Source organism: Thauera butanivorans NBRC 103042 (assembly GCF_001591165.1).
Lineage (GTDB): Bacteria > Pseudomonadota > Gammaproteobacteria > Burkholderiales > Rhodocyclaceae > Thauera > Thauera butanivorans.
The window spans coordinates 1-15,413 of the sequence record NZ_BCUG01000044.1; the positions used below are offsets into that span (position 1 = coordinate 1).

Annotated in this window: 19 protein-coding genes; 13 read left to right on the forward strand and 6 right to left on the reverse strand. The window is 66.1% G+C overall.

All coding sequences use genetic code 11. The features are described from left to right. Nucleotides 1-21: 21 nt before the first annotated feature. The 5 genes from TBU01S_RS16395 (at nt 22) to ftsB (ending at nt 5,204) form a co-directional block, all read left to right on the forward strand. On the forward strand, nt 22-564 hold the full coding sequence (locus TBU01S_RS16395) for a hydrolase (RefSeq protein ID WP_068638102.1): 543 nt from the start codon (nt 22-24) through the stop codon (nt 562-564). A 345-nt stretch (nt 565-909) separates the two neighbouring features. After that, nucleotides 910-2,547, forward strand: coding sequence for a CTP synthase (gene pyrG, locus TBU01S_RS16400; protein ID WP_068638076.1), 1,638 nt, complete (start codon nt 910-912; stop codon nt 2,545-2,547). An 11-nt stretch (nt 2,548-2,558) separates the two neighbouring features. Next, nucleotides 2,559-3,398 (forward strand): 3-deoxy-8-phosphooctulonate synthase, encoded by an 840-nt coding sequence (gene kdsA, locus TBU01S_RS16405; RefSeq protein ID WP_068638077.1) that lies wholly within the window; start codon nt 2,559-2,561, stop codon nt 3,396-3,398. Nucleotides 3,399-3,558: 160 nt separating this feature from the next. Further along, nucleotides 3,559-4,842, forward strand: coding sequence for a phosphopyruvate hydratase (gene eno, locus TBU01S_RS16410; protein ID WP_068638078.1), 1,284 nt, complete (start codon nt 3,559-3,561; stop codon nt 4,840-4,842). Between the two features lie 89 nt (nt 4,843-4,931). Beyond that, nucleotides 4,932-5,204, forward strand: coding sequence for a cell division protein FtsB (gene ftsB / locus TBU01S_RS16415; RefSeq protein WP_068638080.1), 273 nt, complete (start codon nt 4,932-4,934; stop codon nt 5,202-5,204). 108 nt (nt 5,205-5,312) lie between these two features. Here the strand turns inward: ftsB and TBU01S_RS16420 are convergent, their stop codons facing one another. Both TBU01S_RS16420 and TBU01S_RS16425 read right to left on the reverse strand, forming a co-directional pair. Beyond that, nucleotides 5,313-5,849 carry a C40 family peptidase gene (locus TBU01S_RS16420; protein ID WP_068638082.1) on the reverse strand — a complete coding sequence of 179 codons (537 nt, stop codon included), beginning with the start codon at nt 5,847-5,849 and terminating at the stop codon, nt 5,313-5,315. Between the two features lie 106 nt (nt 5,850-5,955). Next, complete coding sequence (locus tag TBU01S_RS16425) at nt 5,956-6,681, reverse strand: SIMPL domain-containing protein (RefSeq protein ID WP_068638104.1); 726 nt, start codon at nt 6,679-6,681, stop codon at nt 5,956-5,958. A gap of 234 nt (nt 6,682-6,915) precedes the next feature. Between TBU01S_RS16425 and TBU01S_RS16430 the strand changes: the two genes are divergently transcribed. Then, complete coding sequence (locus TBU01S_RS16430) at nt 6,916-7,365, forward strand: EamA family transporter (RefSeq protein WP_088178892.1); 450 nt, start codon at nt 6,916-6,918, stop codon at nt 7,363-7,365. A 10-nt stretch (nt 7,366-7,375) separates the two neighbouring features. Here the strand turns inward: TBU01S_RS16430 and TBU01S_RS16435 are convergent, their stop codons facing one another. Next, entirely contained in the window at nt 7,376-7,930 is a 555-nt protein-coding gene (locus TBU01S_RS16435) for a gamma carbonic anhydrase family protein (protein WP_068638086.1), read from the reverse strand. 203 nt (nt 7,931-8,133) lie between these two features. Here TBU01S_RS16435 and TBU01S_RS16440 point away from each other — a divergent pair, with 203 nt between their 5' ends. The 4 genes from TBU01S_RS16440 to TBU01S_RS16455 all read left to right on the forward strand — a co-directional run bounded on the left by TBU01S_RS16440 (nt 8,134) and on the right by TBU01S_RS16455 (nt 11,406). Beyond that, a complete protein-coding gene (locus TBU01S_RS16440; RefSeq protein WP_068638088.1) occupies nt 8,134-8,979 on the forward strand; it encodes a 23S rRNA (adenine(2030)-N(6))-methyltransferase RlmJ in 846 nt (281 codons plus the stop codon). Beyond that, nucleotides 8,976-9,344, forward strand: coding sequence for a nucleotide pyrophosphohydrolase (locus TBU01S_RS16445; RefSeq protein ID WP_068638090.1), 369 nt, complete (start codon nt 8,976-8,978; stop codon nt 9,342-9,344). The genes TBU01S_RS16440 and TBU01S_RS16445 overlap by 4 nt, the downstream gene beginning before the upstream one ends. A gap of 129 nt (nt 9,345-9,473) precedes the next feature. Further along, entirely contained in the window at nt 9,474-11,057 is a 1,584-nt protein-coding gene (locus TBU01S_RS16450) for an inorganic phosphate transporter (RefSeq protein WP_068638106.1), read from the forward strand. A 19-nt stretch (nt 11,058-11,076) separates the two neighbouring features. Then, nucleotides 11,077-11,406: a DUF3301 domain-containing protein gene (locus tag TBU01S_RS16455; RefSeq protein WP_068638092.1), complete on the forward strand. Its 330-nt coding sequence runs from the start codon at nt 11,077-11,079 to the stop codon at nt 11,404-11,406. Nucleotides 11,407-11,412: 6 nt separating this feature from the next. Here the strand turns inward: TBU01S_RS16455 and folE are convergent, their stop codons facing one another. The 3 genes from folE to fabI form a co-directional block, all read right to left on the reverse strand. Further along, nucleotides 11,413-12,051, reverse strand: coding sequence for a GTP cyclohydrolase I FolE (gene folE, locus TBU01S_RS16460; RefSeq protein ID WP_068638107.1), 639 nt, complete (start codon nt 12,049-12,051; stop codon nt 11,413-11,415). Between the two features lie 96 nt (nt 12,052-12,147). Then, the gene (locus TBU01S_RS16465; protein WP_068638094.1) at nt 12,148-12,750 is read right to left on the reverse strand and encodes a hypothetical protein; all 603 of its coding nucleotides are present in this window, start codon (nt 12,748-12,750) and stop codon (nt 12,148-12,150) included. A 15-nt stretch (nt 12,751-12,765) separates the two neighbouring features. Then, nucleotides 12,766-13,545: an enoyl-ACP reductase FabI gene (fabI, locus tag TBU01S_RS16470; protein ID WP_068638096.1), complete on the reverse strand. Its 780-nt coding sequence runs from the start codon at nt 13,543-13,545 to the stop codon at nt 12,766-12,768. Nucleotides 13,546-13,744: 199 nt separating this feature from the next. On the opposite strand from fabI, the gene TBU01S_RS16475 reads away from it, so the two are divergent. The 3 genes from TBU01S_RS16475 to TBU01S_RS16485 all read left to right on the forward strand — a co-directional run. Continuing rightward, entirely contained in the window at nt 13,745-14,272 is a 528-nt protein-coding gene (locus tag TBU01S_RS16475; RefSeq protein ID WP_068638098.1) for an HAD domain-containing protein, read from the forward strand. A gap of 102 nt (nt 14,273-14,374) precedes the next feature. Then, complete coding sequence (locus TBU01S_RS16480) at nt 14,375-15,148, forward strand: hypothetical protein (protein WP_068638100.1); 774 nt, start codon at nt 14,375-14,377, stop codon at nt 15,146-15,148. Then, on the forward strand, nt 15,148-15,413 hold a 266-nt coding region (locus TBU01S_RS16485; RefSeq protein WP_174524547.1), incomplete at its 3' end, for a YaeQ family protein. The genes TBU01S_RS16480 and TBU01S_RS16485, both read left to right, overlap by 1 nt.

A 15,413-nucleotide genomic window follows, 5' to 3' on the forward strand; every position in this document is an offset into this window, starting at 1 on the left:
CTTCCTGACGAGGAGAAAGACATGCTGATGAACCGCGAAAAATCCGTACTGCTGATCGTCGACGTGCAGGAAAAGCTCGCGCCTGCCATCCACGATACCGAGCGCATCGAGGCCAATTGCGTATGGCTGGCGCGGGTGGCGGCGCGCATCGGCGTGCCGGTGGTCGTCACCGAGCATTTTCCCGAGAAGATCGGCGCTACGCTGGCTTCAGTGCGTGCGGCGACCGCCGATGCGCAATATGTCGTCAAGCAGTGCTTTTCGGCGCAAGCCGAGGGCCGCCTGGACGCAACCGCGGTGGAAGCGCGCCGGCAAGTCGTCGTCTGCGGCACCGAGGCCCACGTCTGCGTGCAGCAAACCGCGCTCGAGCTGCGCTGGGCGGGCAAGGAGGTGTTCATCGTCGCCGATGCCGCCGGCTCGCGCAATCCGGCCGATCGCGAGCTGGCCTTCGCGCGCATGCGCGCGCACGGTATCGAGATCGTGTCGCGCGAGATGGTCGCCTTCGAATGGCTGCAGCGTGGCGGCACCGAGCTCTTTCGCGAAGTGAGCCGGGATTTCATCCGCTGAGCTGACTGCGGGGGGGCATTCGTCAGGCGGATTTGCCGGCGTCATTTGAAGGAAATCGTTTTTCGGGGCTGAAGTGTCGCGGTGCGGCATGGCTGGGGAATGGCCCGAGCGTGGCTGTTCCGGGTCGTGCCGATCATCGATGCGGTGCTCGGCGCCGTGCTCTATCGCTGCATCGGCTGCGAGAAGAGGGCTTGAGGAAACGCCGGACGTAAGCGGCCCCTGCGCCATCCGCGCGGGCGGGCGCATGAATGGTGTTGTTGCAGTTGACCGTGGCCCGCCGGCGCGGCGTGCTGACTTCGGTCGAGCGGATCGGTTATCATCGCGCTTTCCCGCAGCACTGTTCCCATGACCAAATACGTCTTCGTTACCGGCGGTGTCGTGTCCTCCCTGGGCAAAGGCATCGCGGCGGCCTCATTGGGGGCCATCCTCGAGTCCCGTGGCATCAAGGTCACGCACCTCAAGCTCGATCCCTACATCAACGTCGATCCGGGCACCATGAGCCCGTTCCAGCATGGCGAAGTCTTCGTCACCGAGGACGGCGCCGAAACCGATCTCGACCTCGGCCACTACGAGCGCTTCACCAGCGCCAAGATGAGCAAGCGCAACAACTTCACCACCGGCCAGATCTACGAGTCGGTGTTGAAGAAGGAGCGACGCGGCGAGTACCTCGGCAAGACCGTGCAGGTCATCCCGCACATCACCGATGAGATCAAGGCCTACGTCAAGCGCGGCGCCGAAGGCGCCGACGTGGCGATCGTCGAAGTCGGCGGCACCGTGGGCGACATCGAATCGCTGCCCTTCCTCGAAGCCATCCGCCAGATGGGCTTCGAGGAAGGCCGCAACGGAACCTGCTTCATCCATCTGACGCTGCTGCCCTACATCCCGACCGCGGGAGAGCTGAAGACCAAGCCGACCCAGCATTCGGTCAAGGAACTGCGCGAGATCGGCATCCAGCCCGACATCCTGCTGTGCCGCGCGGACCGCTCCATCCCGGTGGACGAGCGGCGCAAGATCGCGCTGTTCTGCAACGTGATGCCCGAAGCGGTCATCGAATGCCTGGACGCCGACTCGATCTACAAGATTCCGGGCATGCTGCACGATCAGATGCTCGACCAGATCGTCTGCCACAAGCTCGACATCCTGGCCCGCGCGGCCGACCTGTCGGTGTGGGAAAAGCTGATCCATGCGCTGGAGAATCCGAAGCAGACGGTCAACATCGGCTTCGTCGGCAAGTACGTCGATCTCACCGAATCGTACAAGTCGCTGATCGAGGCGTTGAACCACGCCGGCATGCACACCGAGTCGAAGGTCAGGATCCACTACATCGACTCCGAGGACATCGAGCGCGACGGCTGCGGCGTGCTCGGCGCGATGGACGCCATCCTGGTGCCCGGCGGTTTCGGCAAGCGCGGTACCGAAGGCAAGATCGCGGCGATCCGCCATGCGCGCGAGAACAAAGTGCCTTATCTGGGCATCTGCCTCGGCATGCAGCTTGCCGTGGTCGAGTTCGCCCGCGACGTCGCCGGCATGGAAGGCGCGCATTCGACCGAATTCGCGCCCGACACCCGTTTCCCGGTGATCGGCCTCATCACCGAATGGAAGGACCGCAGCGGCAGGATCGAGAAGCGCAGCGAAGCGTCCGACCTCGGCGGCACGATGCGCCTGGGCGGCCAGCTCTGCCAGTTGAAGGAAGGCACGCTGGCACGCGAGATCTATGGCGCGGCCGAGATCATGGAGCGCCACCGCCACCGCTACGAAGTGAACAACACGCTGCTGGCCAGGCTCGAAGACAAGGGCCTGGTGGTGGCGGGCCGCGCACCGGCCACCGACCTGTGCGAGATGGTCGAACTGCCCACCGACGTGCATCCGTGGTTCGTCGGCTGTCAGTTCCACCCCGAATTCACTTCCAACCCGCGCAAGGGGCATCCGCTATTCACCGCCTATGTGAAGGCGGCGATCGCACGCAAGCAGGCCAGCGCCTGAAGGAGCGAAGCATGAAGCTGTGTGGTTTCGAAGTTGGCCTCGACAAGCCCGTCTTTGTCATTGCCGGTCCCTGCGTGGCCGAGTCCGAGCAGATGTGCCTAGACATCGCCGGGCAGATGAAGGAAATCTGCGGCGAACTGGGCATCCCCTACATCTTCAAGGCCTCCTACGACAAGGCCAACCGCAGCTCGGGCAAGAGCTTCCGCGGCCATGGCATGGACAGCGGGCTGAAGATGCTCGAAGCGGTGAAGACGCAGCTCGGCCTGCCGGTGCTGACCGACGTCCATACCATCGAGGAAATCCCGGCCGTGGCGGCGGTGGTCGATGTGCTGCAGACGCCTGCCTTCCTGTGCCGCCAGACCGATTTCATCCATGCGGTGGCGGCCAGCGGCAAACCGGTGAACATCAAGAAGGGGCAGTTCCTCGCCCCGGGCGACATGAAGAACGTCGCCGACAAGGCGCGCGAGGCCAACGGCGGCGCCGACACCATCATGGTCTGCGAGCGCGGCGCCTCCTTCGGCTACAACAACCTCGTCTCCGACATGCGTTCGCTGGCGATCATGCGCGACACCGGCTGTCCGGTGGTGTTTGATGCCACCCATTCGGTGCAGTTGCCGGGCGGGCAGGGCACGGCCTCGGGCGGCCAGCGCGAGTTCGTGCCGGTGCTGGCACGCGCGGCGGTCGCGGTCGGCGTGGCGGGCCTGTTCATGGAAACCCATCCCGACCCGGCCAAGGCGCTGTCCGACGGCCCCAATGCCTGGCCGCTGCCGAAGATGAAGGCCTTGCTGACGACGCTGAAGGAGATCGACGCGCTGGTCAAGCGCGAAGGCTTTCTGGAAGCGACGCTTTGACAATGACTTGGGGGCCTGCAGTATCCGGATGGACTGATAAGCGCTATTGTGCGGCTGCGCCCACACGCTGGCGATCGGGCGCGAGCATCCTTTCTGTCGGATCATGCCCCTCCGTGACCGATTTGAATCATTCCGTAGCGACAACAGGAGATAAAAAAACATGAGCGCAATCGTTGATGTGATCGCCCGCGAGATTCTCGATTCTCGCGGCAACCCGACCGTCGAAGCCGACGTGTTGCTGGAGTCCGGCGTGATGGGCCGCGCCGCCGTGCCCTCGGGCGCGTCCACCGGCTCGCGCGAGGCGATCGAACTGCGCGACGGCGACAAGTCGCGTTTCCTCGGCAAGGGCGTGCTGCGTGCGGTCGAGAACGTGAACACCGAGATCGCCGAAGCCATCATCGGCCTCGACGCCGAAGACCAGTCCTTCATCGATCGCACGCTGATCGAACTCGACGGCACCGAGAACAAGTCGCGTCTGGGCGCCAACGCCATGCTGGCGGTGTCGATGGCAGTGGCCAAGGCCGCCGCCGAGGAGTCCGGCCTGCCGCTGTACCGCTACTTCGGCGGCTCCAGCCCGATGGTGATGCCGGTGCCGATGATGAACGTCATCAACGGCGGCGAGCATGCCAACAACAGCCTCGACATCCAGGAATGCATGATCATGCCGGTGAGCATGACGAGCTTCCGCGAAGCCCTGCGCTGCGGCGCCGAAATCTTCCAGAACCTGAAGAAGATCGTCGATGCCAAGGGCTACCCGACCACCGTCGGCGACGAAGGCGGCTTCGCTCCCAACGTGTCCGGTACCGAGGAGGCGCTGAACCTGATCCAGGAAGCCATCATCGCCGCCGGCTACGTGCCCGGCCAGGACGTGCTGCTGGCGCTCGACTGCGCCGCCTCCGAGTTCTACAAGGACGGCAAGTACGAACTGAAGGGCGAGGGCCTGTCGCTGAGCGCCGAAGGCTTCACCGACTACCTCGCGACCCTGTGCGACAAGTTCCCGATCGTGTCGATCGAGGACGCGATGGCCGAAGGCGACTGGGACGGCTGGAAGCTGCTGACCGAGCGTCTGGGCAACAAGGTGCAGCTGGTGGGCGACGACCTGTTCGTGACCAACACCAAGATCCTGGAGCAGGGCATCGAGCAGGGCGTGGCCAACTCGATCCTGATCAAGATCAACCAGATCGGCACCCTGACCGAGACCTTCGCTGCCGTCGAGATGGCCAAGCTGGCCGGCTATACCGCGGTGATCTCGCACCGTTCGGGCGAAACCGACGATTCGACCATCGCCGACATCGCCGTCGGCCTGCGCGCGATGCAGATCAAGACCGGCTCGCTGTCGCGCTCGGACCGCATCTCGAAGTACAACCAGCTGCTGCGCATCGAGGAAGACCTGGGCGACACCGCCTTCTACCCGGGCAAGCGCGCGTTCTACAACCTGCGCTGAGCAGGGTGCCGAACCGAGACTGAAGCATGCGCGAGGCCGGCGGACGATCCGCCGGCCTTTGTCGTGCACGCTCCGACCATTTCCCGAACATGCGCTGGCCCATCCTGATCCTGCTCGCCCTCGTCGTGCTGCTGCAGTACCCGCTCTGGTTGGGGAAGGGCGGCTGGCTGCGGGTATGGGAAGTCGACCGCCTGCTGCAGGCGCAGCGCGCCGAGAACCTGAGGCTCGAACAGCGCAACGCCGGCCTCGATGCCGAAGTGCGCGATCTCAAGTCGGGCAACGAGGCGATCGAGGAGCGGGCGCGCTTCGAACTCGGCCTGACCCGGCCGGAAGAAATCTACGTGCAGGTGCCGCAGAAATGAAATCCTGCGCCGGCAAGCCCGCACGGCGCGAAGAAAACCGAACGGAAGCCGGGCACAAGGGCTCGCGCCGGTAACCTGCATGCCCGCCGCCGGGCATGGACCGCAACCTCAATTCAAGGCGATCAGCGTTCGCGCACCGTCGATGCGCGGCGCGAAGTAGCGGTTGTCCAGCCTTTCCACGCGGACGCTGCCGCGGCTGGATGGCGCATGGATGAAGCGGCCGTCGCCGATGTAGATGCCCATGTGCGAATGGCGGCGCTTCAGGGTGTTGAAGAACACCAGGTCGCCGGGCTGGAGCTGGCTGAGCTTGATCGGCCGCGTACGATCGGCGATCTGGGCCGCGTTGTGTGGCAGGCGCCTGCCGCTGATGTTCTCGACGATCCAGGCCACCATGCCGCTGCAGTCCAGGCCCGCTTCGGGGTTGCGTCCGCCGAAGCGGTAGCCGGTGTCGAGCAGGCCGAGCGCGAACAGCACCATTTCCTGCGCATGAGTCTCGTCTTCGAGGGTGAAGTACCGGCCCTGGTCGGGCTGGGTGATGGGCGCATCCGTGGTCGCGCGCGGACCGGGAGCGGGCGTCGAACTGCAGCCGGCGAGGAGGGCTGCGGCGAGCGCGATGATGCCGGCAAGGCGGATGTCTGGCAGCATGGCCGGGCGCGGAGCAGGTGTCGATGCATGTTCCATGCGCGCAAACATAATCGAGCCGGCCCGTCGCGTCCAGTGCGGCAGCCGGCAGTGGCAGGTCTGGCCTGTCTCAGTCCAGCAATTCGATGCGGCCGTTGATATTGACTGCCAGTTCGCTCTCGCCGCCTTCGAGCGGCGCCGGTGCATGTGCCGCTTCGGCCATCATCGCCGGCGCGGCCTGCATGCGATACCTGATCGGCGGCAGGCCGCCGCTGTCGCCGATCGACATATGCACGATGCGGTATTGCTTGCCGAGGGTCTTGGCGATCAGCGCCGCGCGCTGCTCGAAAGCCTGGATCGCGCTGACGGTGGCTTCCTCTTCCGCCTTGCGCCGGGTCTCGGGCGCGGGCTGCATGGCGACGCCCGACAGGGCCAGGTCCGACTGCAGCCTGCCGATCAGCTCCGACAGCACGCCGAGATCCCGGCTCTCGACGCGGATCTCCGAGCGCATGCGCCACGATTCGATCTTCCCCTGGCCGTTCTTCGCATACACCGGCCAGGTCGATACGCCGCCGGACTGGGCTTTCACGCTGGCAAAGCCGCGCGCCAGCTCGAGCGCCTTGCTGATACGCTGGTTGATTTCCTTCGCCAGCACGGCGGTATTCTTGCCATTGCTTTCGGCATAGAGCGTGGCGATGCCGAGGTCGTTCGGCGCTGCCTGGCTCGCATTCGCGGAGAACTCGATGGTCTGCTGTTGGCGGGCGTCCTGCCCGGGGGCGGCAAGCGCGACGGCTGAGGCAAGCGGTGAGACGAGGGCGGCGCCGAGGATGATGCTGGGCCAGAGGCGAAGAGACATGGGCGAACTCCCGGGAGTGATGATCGATGAATGGCCGGCGCGTGCAGCGATGGCGCGCATGCGCCCGCCGTGATGGATGGGATGTCCGGTATACCGCAATTCGCCGCCTGGCGGGGCAGGCGGGTGTAAGTGTGCATTGCCCGACGATTGCCGGCGTTCGGCGCGCCTGCACAGCCGCCTGATTGACCCGCGCGTGGTGTGGAGGCAAGCTTCCCGGCTTTTGCCGCCTGCATCATGAATCCACGACTCGTCGGCGCACTCTGCGTGGCACTTTCGGCAGCATCGTTCGGCGCGATGGCGATCTTCGCACGCCAGGCCTATGCCGGCGGCGCAGACGTGACGGCCGTGCTGCTGCTGTGCTTCGCGATCGCGGCGGCGATCGTGTTCGCGGCACTGGCCGGCTGGGAGCAGCCGGCATTCCCGGCTACGGCGCCGGCCTGGGCTGCGGTATTCGCGATCGCCATCGTATGCACGGTGGTGGCGATGCTCGGCCTGTTCGTCGGCATCCGCCACCTGGGGGCGGCCGATGCGGCAACCCTGTCGACCTTGGAGCCCGTGGTGACGATCGTGTTGGCGGCGATCTTCCTGGGCGAGGCGTTCACGCCCTTGCAGATCCTCGGCGGTGCGATCGTGCTGACCGCCGTGGTCTGGCTGGCCCGGACCGGCGGGCAACTGCCGGCCTGAGGCCTGGTGCTCAGGCCGGCGGCTGGCCGAGTACCGCCGCGGGGTCGATCGCCCGCAGTTCGGTCTTGTAGCGGGCCGCGTTCTCGACGTAGTGGCGGGCGTTCCACTTCAGGTGTTCGATCTCGGCATCGGAAAGCTGGCGGATCACCCGGCCGGGCGAGCCGACGACCAGCGAACGGTCGGGGATGGCCTTGCCCTCGGGGATCAGCGCGTTGGCGCCGATGATGCAGTTCCTGCCGATGACCGCGTTGTTGAGGATCACGGCATTGATGCCGATGAGGCTGCCGTCGCCGATGGAGCAGCCGTGCAGCATCGCCATGTGGCCGATGGTGACGTCCGCGCCGATGGTCAGCGGCACGCCGTCGTCGGTATGCAGCACCGAGCCGTCCTGGATGTTGCTGCCGTCGCCGATCCTGATCGGATCGTTGTCGCCGCGAATCACCACGTTGTACCAGATGCTGACGTCGCGGCCGGCCTCCACCGCGCCGACCACGGTCGCATTGTGGGCGATCCAGGATCCTTCGCCGAAACGGGGCGTGCGATCGCCCAGGGCGTAGATGCTCATGTGTGTTTTCTCGCTCTCTCTGGCTGCCGGCCGATGCCGACGCTCGGGGGGCGCATCATAGCAAGCGCATCCGGCGCTGCAAACCACTCCGGGGTCCGGCAATGTCCCTGATCCTGCGGGGAATTCCCCATCCGGATCCCCGACTGCCTTGGCGCTTTCCCCCTCTGCGGTGCTAGCATGCGAGTCGCAAACGGATATCCTTCATGCTCAGTTACCGCCACGCCTTTCATGCCGGCAACCACGCCGACGTCCTGAAACATACCCTGCTGCTCGAGCTGCTGTCCTATTTCAACCGCAAGGACAAGCCCTGGCATTACATCGACACCCATGCGGGCGGCGGCTGCTACGCGCTCGACAGCGAGCAGGCCGGCAAGACCGCCGAGCATGTCGATGGCGTCGGCCGCATCTGGAACCGGGCGGACCTGCCCGAGCCGCTGGCCGCCTACCGTGCGGCGCTGGCACAGTTCAATCCCCATGGCCGCCTGCTGTTCTATCCGGGCTCGCCCGCTCTGGCGATGACGCTGGCGCGGCCGCAGGATCGGCTGCGCCTGTTCGAGCTGCATCCGGCCGATTTCGACTCCCTGGCACGCACTTTCGCCTCCGAGGCCGAGCGCGTGCAATGCCGCAAGGCGGACGGCTTCGGTGCGCTGAAGAGCCTGCTGCCGCCGCCTTCCCGCCGTGCCGTGGTGCTGATCGATCCGCCTTACGAAGTCAAGGACGACTATCGCCATGTGGTCGATTGCCTCAGGGATGCGATGCGGCGCTTCCCGACCGGCACTTACGCAGTGTGGTACCCGATGCTCGCACGTCCGGAAGCGCGCAGGCTGCCGGAGCGGCTGGCGGAGCTGGGTGCCGGCAGTTGGCTCGACGTCCGCCTGGCGGTGCGCCGGCCGCCGCGCGAGGGCTTCGGCATGTTCGGCAGCGGCATGTTCATCGTCAATCCGCCCTGGGTATTGCCCAAGCGGCTCGAATCGACGATGCCCTGGCTGGTGGAGGCGCTGGGCGTCGACGATGGTGCCGGTTTCGACCTGGAGCACCGCATCGAATGAAGCCGCATCGAACGGGAGAGGGTCGGCTGGACCGCCTGCGCGACGAGCTGCGCCGCTTCGCCGCCGAGCGCGACTGGGACCAGTTCCATACGCCCAAGAATCTCGCGATGGCGCTGGCCGGCGAAGCCGGCGAGGTCATCGAGCATTTCCAGTGGCTGACCCCCGAGCAGTCCGCCAAGCTGGATGTTGCGACGCGCAACGAAGTGGCGGAAGAACTGGCGGACGTCCTGCTCTATCTCGTCCGCCTGGCCGATGTGCTGGAGATCGACCTGGCAGGGGCCGCGGTGCGGAAGATGGCAATCAATGCCGTGCGCTATCCGGTGGACAAGGCGCGGGGGCGGGCCGACAAGCACGATCGGCTGTAATGGCCGGCGCGGGTGGTGTTGCACCGATGCTGCGCCGCAGCGTGATCGGCGGTGGAGGGACTCACAAGGAGTTTGGGCGCTTGTCGATTTTCTGAAACAATGGCGCCTTTCCATTTCGGATCACTTGGCGTGGACCTGAAACACATCAGCGAAATTGAACGAGCAACGCATCGTGGCCGGGGAGAAGTGCTTCGCCTGGGCATCGGCCTGCTCTTCATCGTCGGCGTCATGTTCTATGCCGCGATGCGCGGCGGTGGCGGCGACGGCAGCCTGATCCTCGTCATGGCGGCCATGATCGGCGGCTACATGGCGATGAACATCGGCGCCAACGACGTCGCCAACAACGTCGGTCCGGCCGTCGGCTCCAAGGCGATGAGCCTGGCCGGTGCCCTGGTCATCGCCGCCGTCTTCGAGGCGGCTGGTGCGCTGATCGCCGGCGGCGAAGTCGTCGGTACCATCCGCAGCGGCATCATCGACCCCGAACTCATCACGGATTCCGATACGTTCGTCTGGATCATGCTGGCGGCGCTGCTGGCCGGCGCGCTGTGGCTGAACATCGCCACCGCGGTCGGCGCGCCGGTGTCGACGACGCATTCGATCGTCGGCGCGGTGCTCGGCGCCGGCATCGCCGCCGAAGGCATGGACATCGTGGCCTGGTCGACGATGGGCAACATCGTCGTCAGTTGGGTGGTGTCGCCGGTGCTGGGCGGCGTGTTCGCCGCCGCCTTCCTGTATCTGGTCAAGCGCAGTATCACCTATCAGACCGACATGGCGGCGGCGGCGCGCAGGACGGTGCCGATGCTGGTCGGCCTGATGGCCTGGACTTTCGGTACCTACCTGATCCTGAAGGGCCTGAACCGTGTGTGGTCGGTCGGTTTCGGCGAGGCGGTGGTCTATGGCCTGATGATCGCCGTGCCGATCTTCCTGCTGACCAAGCGCTCGATGAACGGGCGCGGCATGCAGCTCGCCAACACCAAGCAGAGCGTCAACCGCTTGTTCACCGTGCCGCTGATCTCGGCCGCGGCGCTGCTGAGCTTCGCCCACGGTTCCAACGACGTGTCGAACGCGGTCGGCCCGCTTGCCGCGATCGTCGATGTCATCACCAGCGACGGCGTGATGCACAAGTCGGCGCCGATCCCGACCTGGGTGATGATGGTGGGCGCGCTCGGCATCGCGCTCGGCCTGGCGCTGTTCGGGCCGAAGCTGATCCGCACCGTCGGCAGCGAGATCACCGAGCTCGACCAGATGCGCGCCTACTGTATCGCCATGGCAGCGACGCTGACCGTGATCGTCGCCAGCCAGTTCGGCCTGCCGGTCAGCTCGACGCACATCGCCGTCGGCGGCGTGCTCGGCGTCGGTTTCCTGCGCGAGTACCTGAAGAGCAACTACGACCGCATGCTGGCGGAGATCAAGGCGCATCACCCGGAAGGCGACCTGGCCGCGATCGAGGCCTTTGTCGCCCGCTTCGAGAAAGCCTCGATCGAGGAGAAGGGCGAGATGCTGCGCGACCTCAAGCAGCGCTCGAAGAAGGCCGAGGATCCGGCACACTTCTCCAAGGTCGAGCGCAAGGGCTTGCGCAAGGTCTATCGCCGCGAACTGGTGAAGCGCTCGCAACTGATGCGCATCGCCGCCGCCTGGGTCATCACGGTGCCGGCGTCGGCGCTGATGGCGGCGATGCTGTTCTTCATGATCCGCGGCATGATGCTGCCGTGATCGCCGCTACCCGCTGCAGATGAGTTTTGCCGAGCTGATGGCGGTGCTGGGGCTCGGCGGCGGCGTCTGGTTCTGGTTCGACAGCCTGAAGGCGCGCGAGGCCGGGCTGGAAGCGGCGCGGCGTGCCTGCCTGCGCGAGGGGCTGCAGTTTCTGGACGAGACCGTCGTCGGCCATGGCATCAGGCTCGCACGCAACGACGAAGGGCATGTGGTGCTGCGCCGCGGCTTCGATTTCGAGTATTCGCTGTCGGGCGACGACCGCTATCGCGGCTCGGTGCTCATCGAAGGGCGCGAGGTCGTGCTGGTCGATACCGCGCAGCACCGCATCCGCGTGCTGCACCCGCACTGATGCCGTCTAGCCCGAAATCGCGCGCAGGAATTCGCTGCGGGCCTGGGGCGAGCGCTCGAATTCTCCGCTGAAAGCCTGGGTCACGACGCGTTCGTCGCCGCGCCGGTCCTCGCCCAGCAACAGGCAGAGCTGTTCGGCCTCGATCACGCAAGCCGCACCCGCAGCCTTGCCGTGCCGCAGCAGCGCGTCGGCGATGTCGCGCGTCATCCACTCCTGGTAGGTGAAGCGGTGGCCGATCGCGTCCACCAGGCGGGCGATGCGGCCGAAGCCGTGCAGGCGCCCGTCCGGAATGTAGGCGACGTGGGCAACGCCGCGGAAGGGCACGAGGTGGTGAGGGCAGACGCCATGGACGGCGATGCCGCGCACCACCACCATGTCGCGGCGCTCGTCGGCGAAGCCGTCGCCCAGCACTTCGGCCGGATCCAGTTCGTAGCCGCCGAGCAGGCGCCGCTGCCACAGTTCGCGCACGCGCTGCGCGGTGCGGCCGGTATGGGAGGAATGCGGATCGATGCCGCAGGCGCGCAGCAGGTCGTCGATCGCGCGTTCGAAGGCGGGGGCGTCGAAGGCGCCGGTCCGTGCGATGCCGATCGTGTCGGGCGGTGCCGGCGAGGGCTCTTCGTGCGCGTCATGGTCGTGTGGGTGCATCAGGCGTTCCATGCATGTCGCGGCTGGTGGGCAGGCCATGATACGCGGATCGCCCGCCAGCGTCGCCGTGGCAGCATCCGGAAAGCGGGAAAGCGCTCAGGCGATGAAGACCGGGTCCGAGAACACCAGCGTGCCGTCCTTGCGCATCATCAGATTGTTGGCGTTCAGGATGTCGGGCAGGACCTGGTATTCCTCGACGAAGTCCGACAAGGCCTTGAGTGCCCTGTCCAGCTTGTCGCTGGCGAATGGGTTCAGCGTCATGTCGTACAGCGCGATCCGGCCCATGTCGGCGCCGAGCTTGCCCCATTGCTGGCAGGCCGACCAGTAGGTGTCGATCAGGCGCAGCGCGAGCGCTGCCGCAGGCGAGCCGTCGGCCAGCGGATAGAGCTTTTCCATCTCGATCAGATGCAGCGGATAGCCGGACTGCGCACGGCCGATGATGCCGTGGTCGGCATGGATGACGGGGAAATGCTCGCCGCGCGGACGGTCGTCGGCGGTGTAGAGAAAGTAGTCGGCGGGCGAGCTGACGATCTTGTAGACCCGCTCGCCGTCGCCCTTGTCGAGCACGATCGAATATTCGCCACGGCCGATTTCCTCCTTGCCGTCGAGCAGTGGATGCGCCGGAACGGGGTCCGGCAGCACGATACTGGTTCGACCGAGCTGTGCCCGGGCTGCGGTGATATCGATCGTGGCGATCATGGCGATGCTCCGTGCTTACGCCATGATGTTATACCCGGCATCGACGAAATGCACCCCGCCACTGACCAGCCGCCCGGCGTCGGAAACGAGGAAGGCGGTCAGTGCGCCGATGTCCTCGGGCGTGACCAGGGCATGCATCGGCGAGCGCTCGACCGCGGCGGCCATCAGGCCGTCGAAGCCGGCGATGCCCGAGGCGGCGCGGGTCATCAGCGGGCCGGGCGACACGGCATTCACGCGGATGTTCTTGGCGCCGAGCTCGGCCGCCATGTAGCGGGTGGCGGCTTCGAGCGCGGCCTTGCACAGGCCCATCACGCCGTAGTTGGGGATGACCTTTTCCGAGCCGAGGTAGGTCATCGTCACCAGTGCGCCGCCGCCGGCCTTCTCGAGCAGCGGCTCGGCCTTCTTGGCGAGGCGGACGAAGGAGTGGGTCGATACGTCCATCGCCAGCGCGAAGCCGTCGGCCGAAGTGTCGACCACGCGGCCGTGAAGGTCGTCGCGCTTGGCGAAAGCCATGCTGTGCACGGCGAAGTCGAGCTTGCCGTGGCGGGCCTCGATTTCGGCGAAGGCGGCATCCATGGTCTCGGGCCGGGTGACGTCGAGCAGGAACGCGTCCTCGACGCCGAGGCGGTGGATCACCGGCTCGATGAAGGCGCGGGTCTTTTCGTTCTGGTAGGTGATGATCAGCTTGGCGCCGGCCTGGGCGCAGGCTTCGGCCACGCCGGTGGAGATGGATTTCTCGTTGGCGATGCCGGTGATCAGGCCGACCTTGCCTTGCAGATCGATGATGGGAGCCATGTGTAGTCCTCGCAGTAGGGTTTTTGTTCAATGCGGTTTTTTTGCGGTGCAAAATCACCTGCCCGCACAGGGTGCGGCAACTTTCTTTCGATGATTCGTGACGAAAGCGGCAGGTGCTGGCGCCTTGGATTGGAGTATATTCCGCATTGCAGCAATCCAGAACCGCTGCCATGCGTCCAAATCGCAAAGAGAGTGCAACATGACACGCAATACATACATCTTCATGGACTTCGATGGCGTCACCCACCCTTGGGGCGAAGTCGAGGACTTTCGCTGCCTGCCGCTGATCGAGGCGGTGCTGCGGGAGTTCGAAGAGGCGCGCGTGGTCATCGCCTCGGACTGGCGCATGCTGTTCTCGATGCAGAAACTGCTGACCCGTTTCGCCGAGGACATCCGTCCCCGCATCGCCGGCGCCACGCCGCACATGCTGCCCAAGAGTGGTACCGAACTGCATGGCCTGCGCGAGCGCGAAGCGATGCTGTGGCTCGCCCAGCACGAGGCGGATCATCGCAGTGCCGCGTGGTGTGCGCTGGACGACGCGCCGGGAAACTGGATGACCCGCTCGCGCCTGCTGCTGACCGATTTCAAGCGCGGCTTCACCGAAGAGGACGCCGCGGCGCTGCATCGCATGCTGCGGAACTTCCGCGAGGGGACCGCCGAGAGTGTCGGTTTTCGCGCTGGCGCGGCTGCACCGGTGTCATTGTGGGCGGCGCGCAGCATCGCCTGAGCGCCGCCGCGGGCTGCCATGGCCCGCATGCAACTGGCCCGATTTGATTCGAGCGCTATCGCTGTGCACAATGGGCGCCCATTTCTGCCGATGGTAGCCCCCATGAGCGCGAACGATGCCGCGATTCCTCCCGACCCTCTCGCTGTCCATGCCGACGGCGGCAGCCAGCGCCAGGCCGCGCAGATGGCGCAGGAAGCCTTTGCCCGCGTGTTCCGCCTCAGCGTCGGTGAAAGCGATGAGGTCCGCCTGAAAGGCGTTGCCCAGCTGCAGCGGGAACTGGATGGCTGGGCGTGTGCCGGCGATGGCGACGAGGCCCGCGCCTTGCGGCGGGCCTTGCTGCTGTCCGGCATGGACCAGTGGGGCGTGGCGTGGAGCCAGGCTTTCGGCCTGGTGTCCATCCCCGGCCTGACCGAACTCATCGGCAGCCTGCGGACCGGGCTCGGAGTCGAGGACGAGGCGCGCTTCCTGCGCCAGTTCGAGGCCATCGGCCAGGCCGAGGAGAACGCCATCGACTTCAAGGTCGAACTGCGGCGGGGCATCCACCTTGCGCTATGGCATTCGTCCATCGCCACCGAGGATCGCGACGAGGCCTTGCGCCTTGCCGCGCAGCTCGGCGGCCGCCTGCTCGGCCTGATGATGCGCGAGATGCCGCTGGCCGGCTGGCGGCTGGTGGCCGATACGCTGGCCTTCATCCAGATCCGCTGCCTGGCCGACGGCCTCGCTGCCGAAGGTGCGGGGCAGGAAGCCACCCAGGCCTTGTTCGGCGCGCTGGCGCGCGAGCTGCCGCAGGAGCAGCGCGACAGGGTGATGGCGCATGCCGCGCGTGCCGTCATCGCCTGGCAGCAGGCCAGCCGTCCGCCGGAACAGATGCACTGATGGCGCTCAAGGCGACGATCTTCAAGGCCGACATCCAGATCGCGGACATGGATCGCGGCCACTATGCCGACTACGGCCTGACGCTTGCCCGCCATCCGTCCGAGACCGACGAGCGGATGATGGTGCGGCTGCTGGCCTTTTCGCGCTGTTCGCCGATCCGGCGCTTGGGCTTTTTCGGCAAAGGGCTTTTGTGCGTGGACGACGAGCCGGACCTGTGGCGCAAAAAGGACCTGACCGGCGCGATCGAGTTTGCTTTGGATCGACG

Coding starts and splice junctions, on each gene's coding strand:
- eno (WP_068638078.1), top strand. CDS start 3,559: ATGAGCGCAATCGTTGATGTGATCGCCCGCGAGATTCTCGATTCTCGC.
- fabI (WP_068638096.1), bottom strand. CDS start 13,545: ATGGCTCCCATCATCGATCTGCAAGGCAAGGTCGGCCTGATCACCGGC.
- TBU01S_RS16395 (WP_068638102.1), top strand. CDS start 22: ATGCTGATGAACCGCGAAAAATCCGTACTGCTGATCGTCGACGTGCAG.
- TBU01S_RS16445 (WP_068638090.1), top strand. CDS start 8,976: ATGAAGCCGCATCGAACGGGAGAGGGTCGGCTGGACCGCCTGCGCGAC.
- TBU01S_RS16455 (WP_068638092.1), top strand. CDS start 11,077: ATGAGTTTTGCCGAGCTGATGGCGGTGCTGGGGCTCGGCGGCGGCGTC.
- kdsA (WP_068638077.1), top strand. CDS start 2,559: ATGAAGCTGTGTGGTTTCGAAGTTGGCCTCGACAAGCCCGTCTTTGTC.
- TBU01S_RS16465 (WP_068638094.1), bottom strand. CDS start 12,750: ATGATCGCCACGATCGATATCACCGCAGCCCGGGCACAGCTCGGTCGA.
- TBU01S_RS16435 (WP_068638086.1), bottom strand. CDS start 7,930: ATGAGCATCTACGCCCTGGGCGATCGCACGCCCCGTTTCGGCGAAGGA.
- TBU01S_RS16440 (WP_068638088.1), top strand. CDS start 8,134: ATGCTCAGTTACCGCCACGCCTTTCATGCCGGCAACCACGCCGACGTC.
- folE (WP_068638107.1), bottom strand. CDS start 12,051: ATGCACCCACACGACCATGACGCGCACGAAGAGCCCTCGCCGGCACCG.
- TBU01S_RS16420 (WP_068638082.1), bottom strand. CDS start 5,849: ATGCTGCCAGACATCCGCCTTGCCGGCATCATCGCGCTCGCCGCAGCC.
- TBU01S_RS16425 (WP_068638104.1), bottom strand. CDS start 6,681: ATGTCTCTTCGCCTCTGGCCCAGCATCATCCTCGGCGCCGCCCTCGTC.
- TBU01S_RS16475 (WP_068638098.1), top strand. CDS start 13,745: ATGACACGCAATACATACATCTTCATGGACTTCGATGGCGTCACCCAC.
- ftsB (WP_068638080.1), top strand. CDS start 4,932: ATGCGCTGGCCCATCCTGATCCTGCTCGCCCTCGTCGTGCTGCTGCAG.
- pyrG (WP_068638076.1), top strand. CDS start 910: ATGACCAAATACGTCTTCGTTACCGGCGGTGTCGTGTCCTCCCTGGGC.
- TBU01S_RS16430 (WP_088178892.1), top strand. CDS start 6,916: ATGAATCCACGACTCGTCGGCGCACTCTGCGTGGCACTTTCGGCAGCA.
- TBU01S_RS16480 (WP_068638100.1), top strand. CDS start 14,375: ATGAGCGCGAACGATGCCGCGATTCCTCCCGACCCTCTCGCTGTCCAT.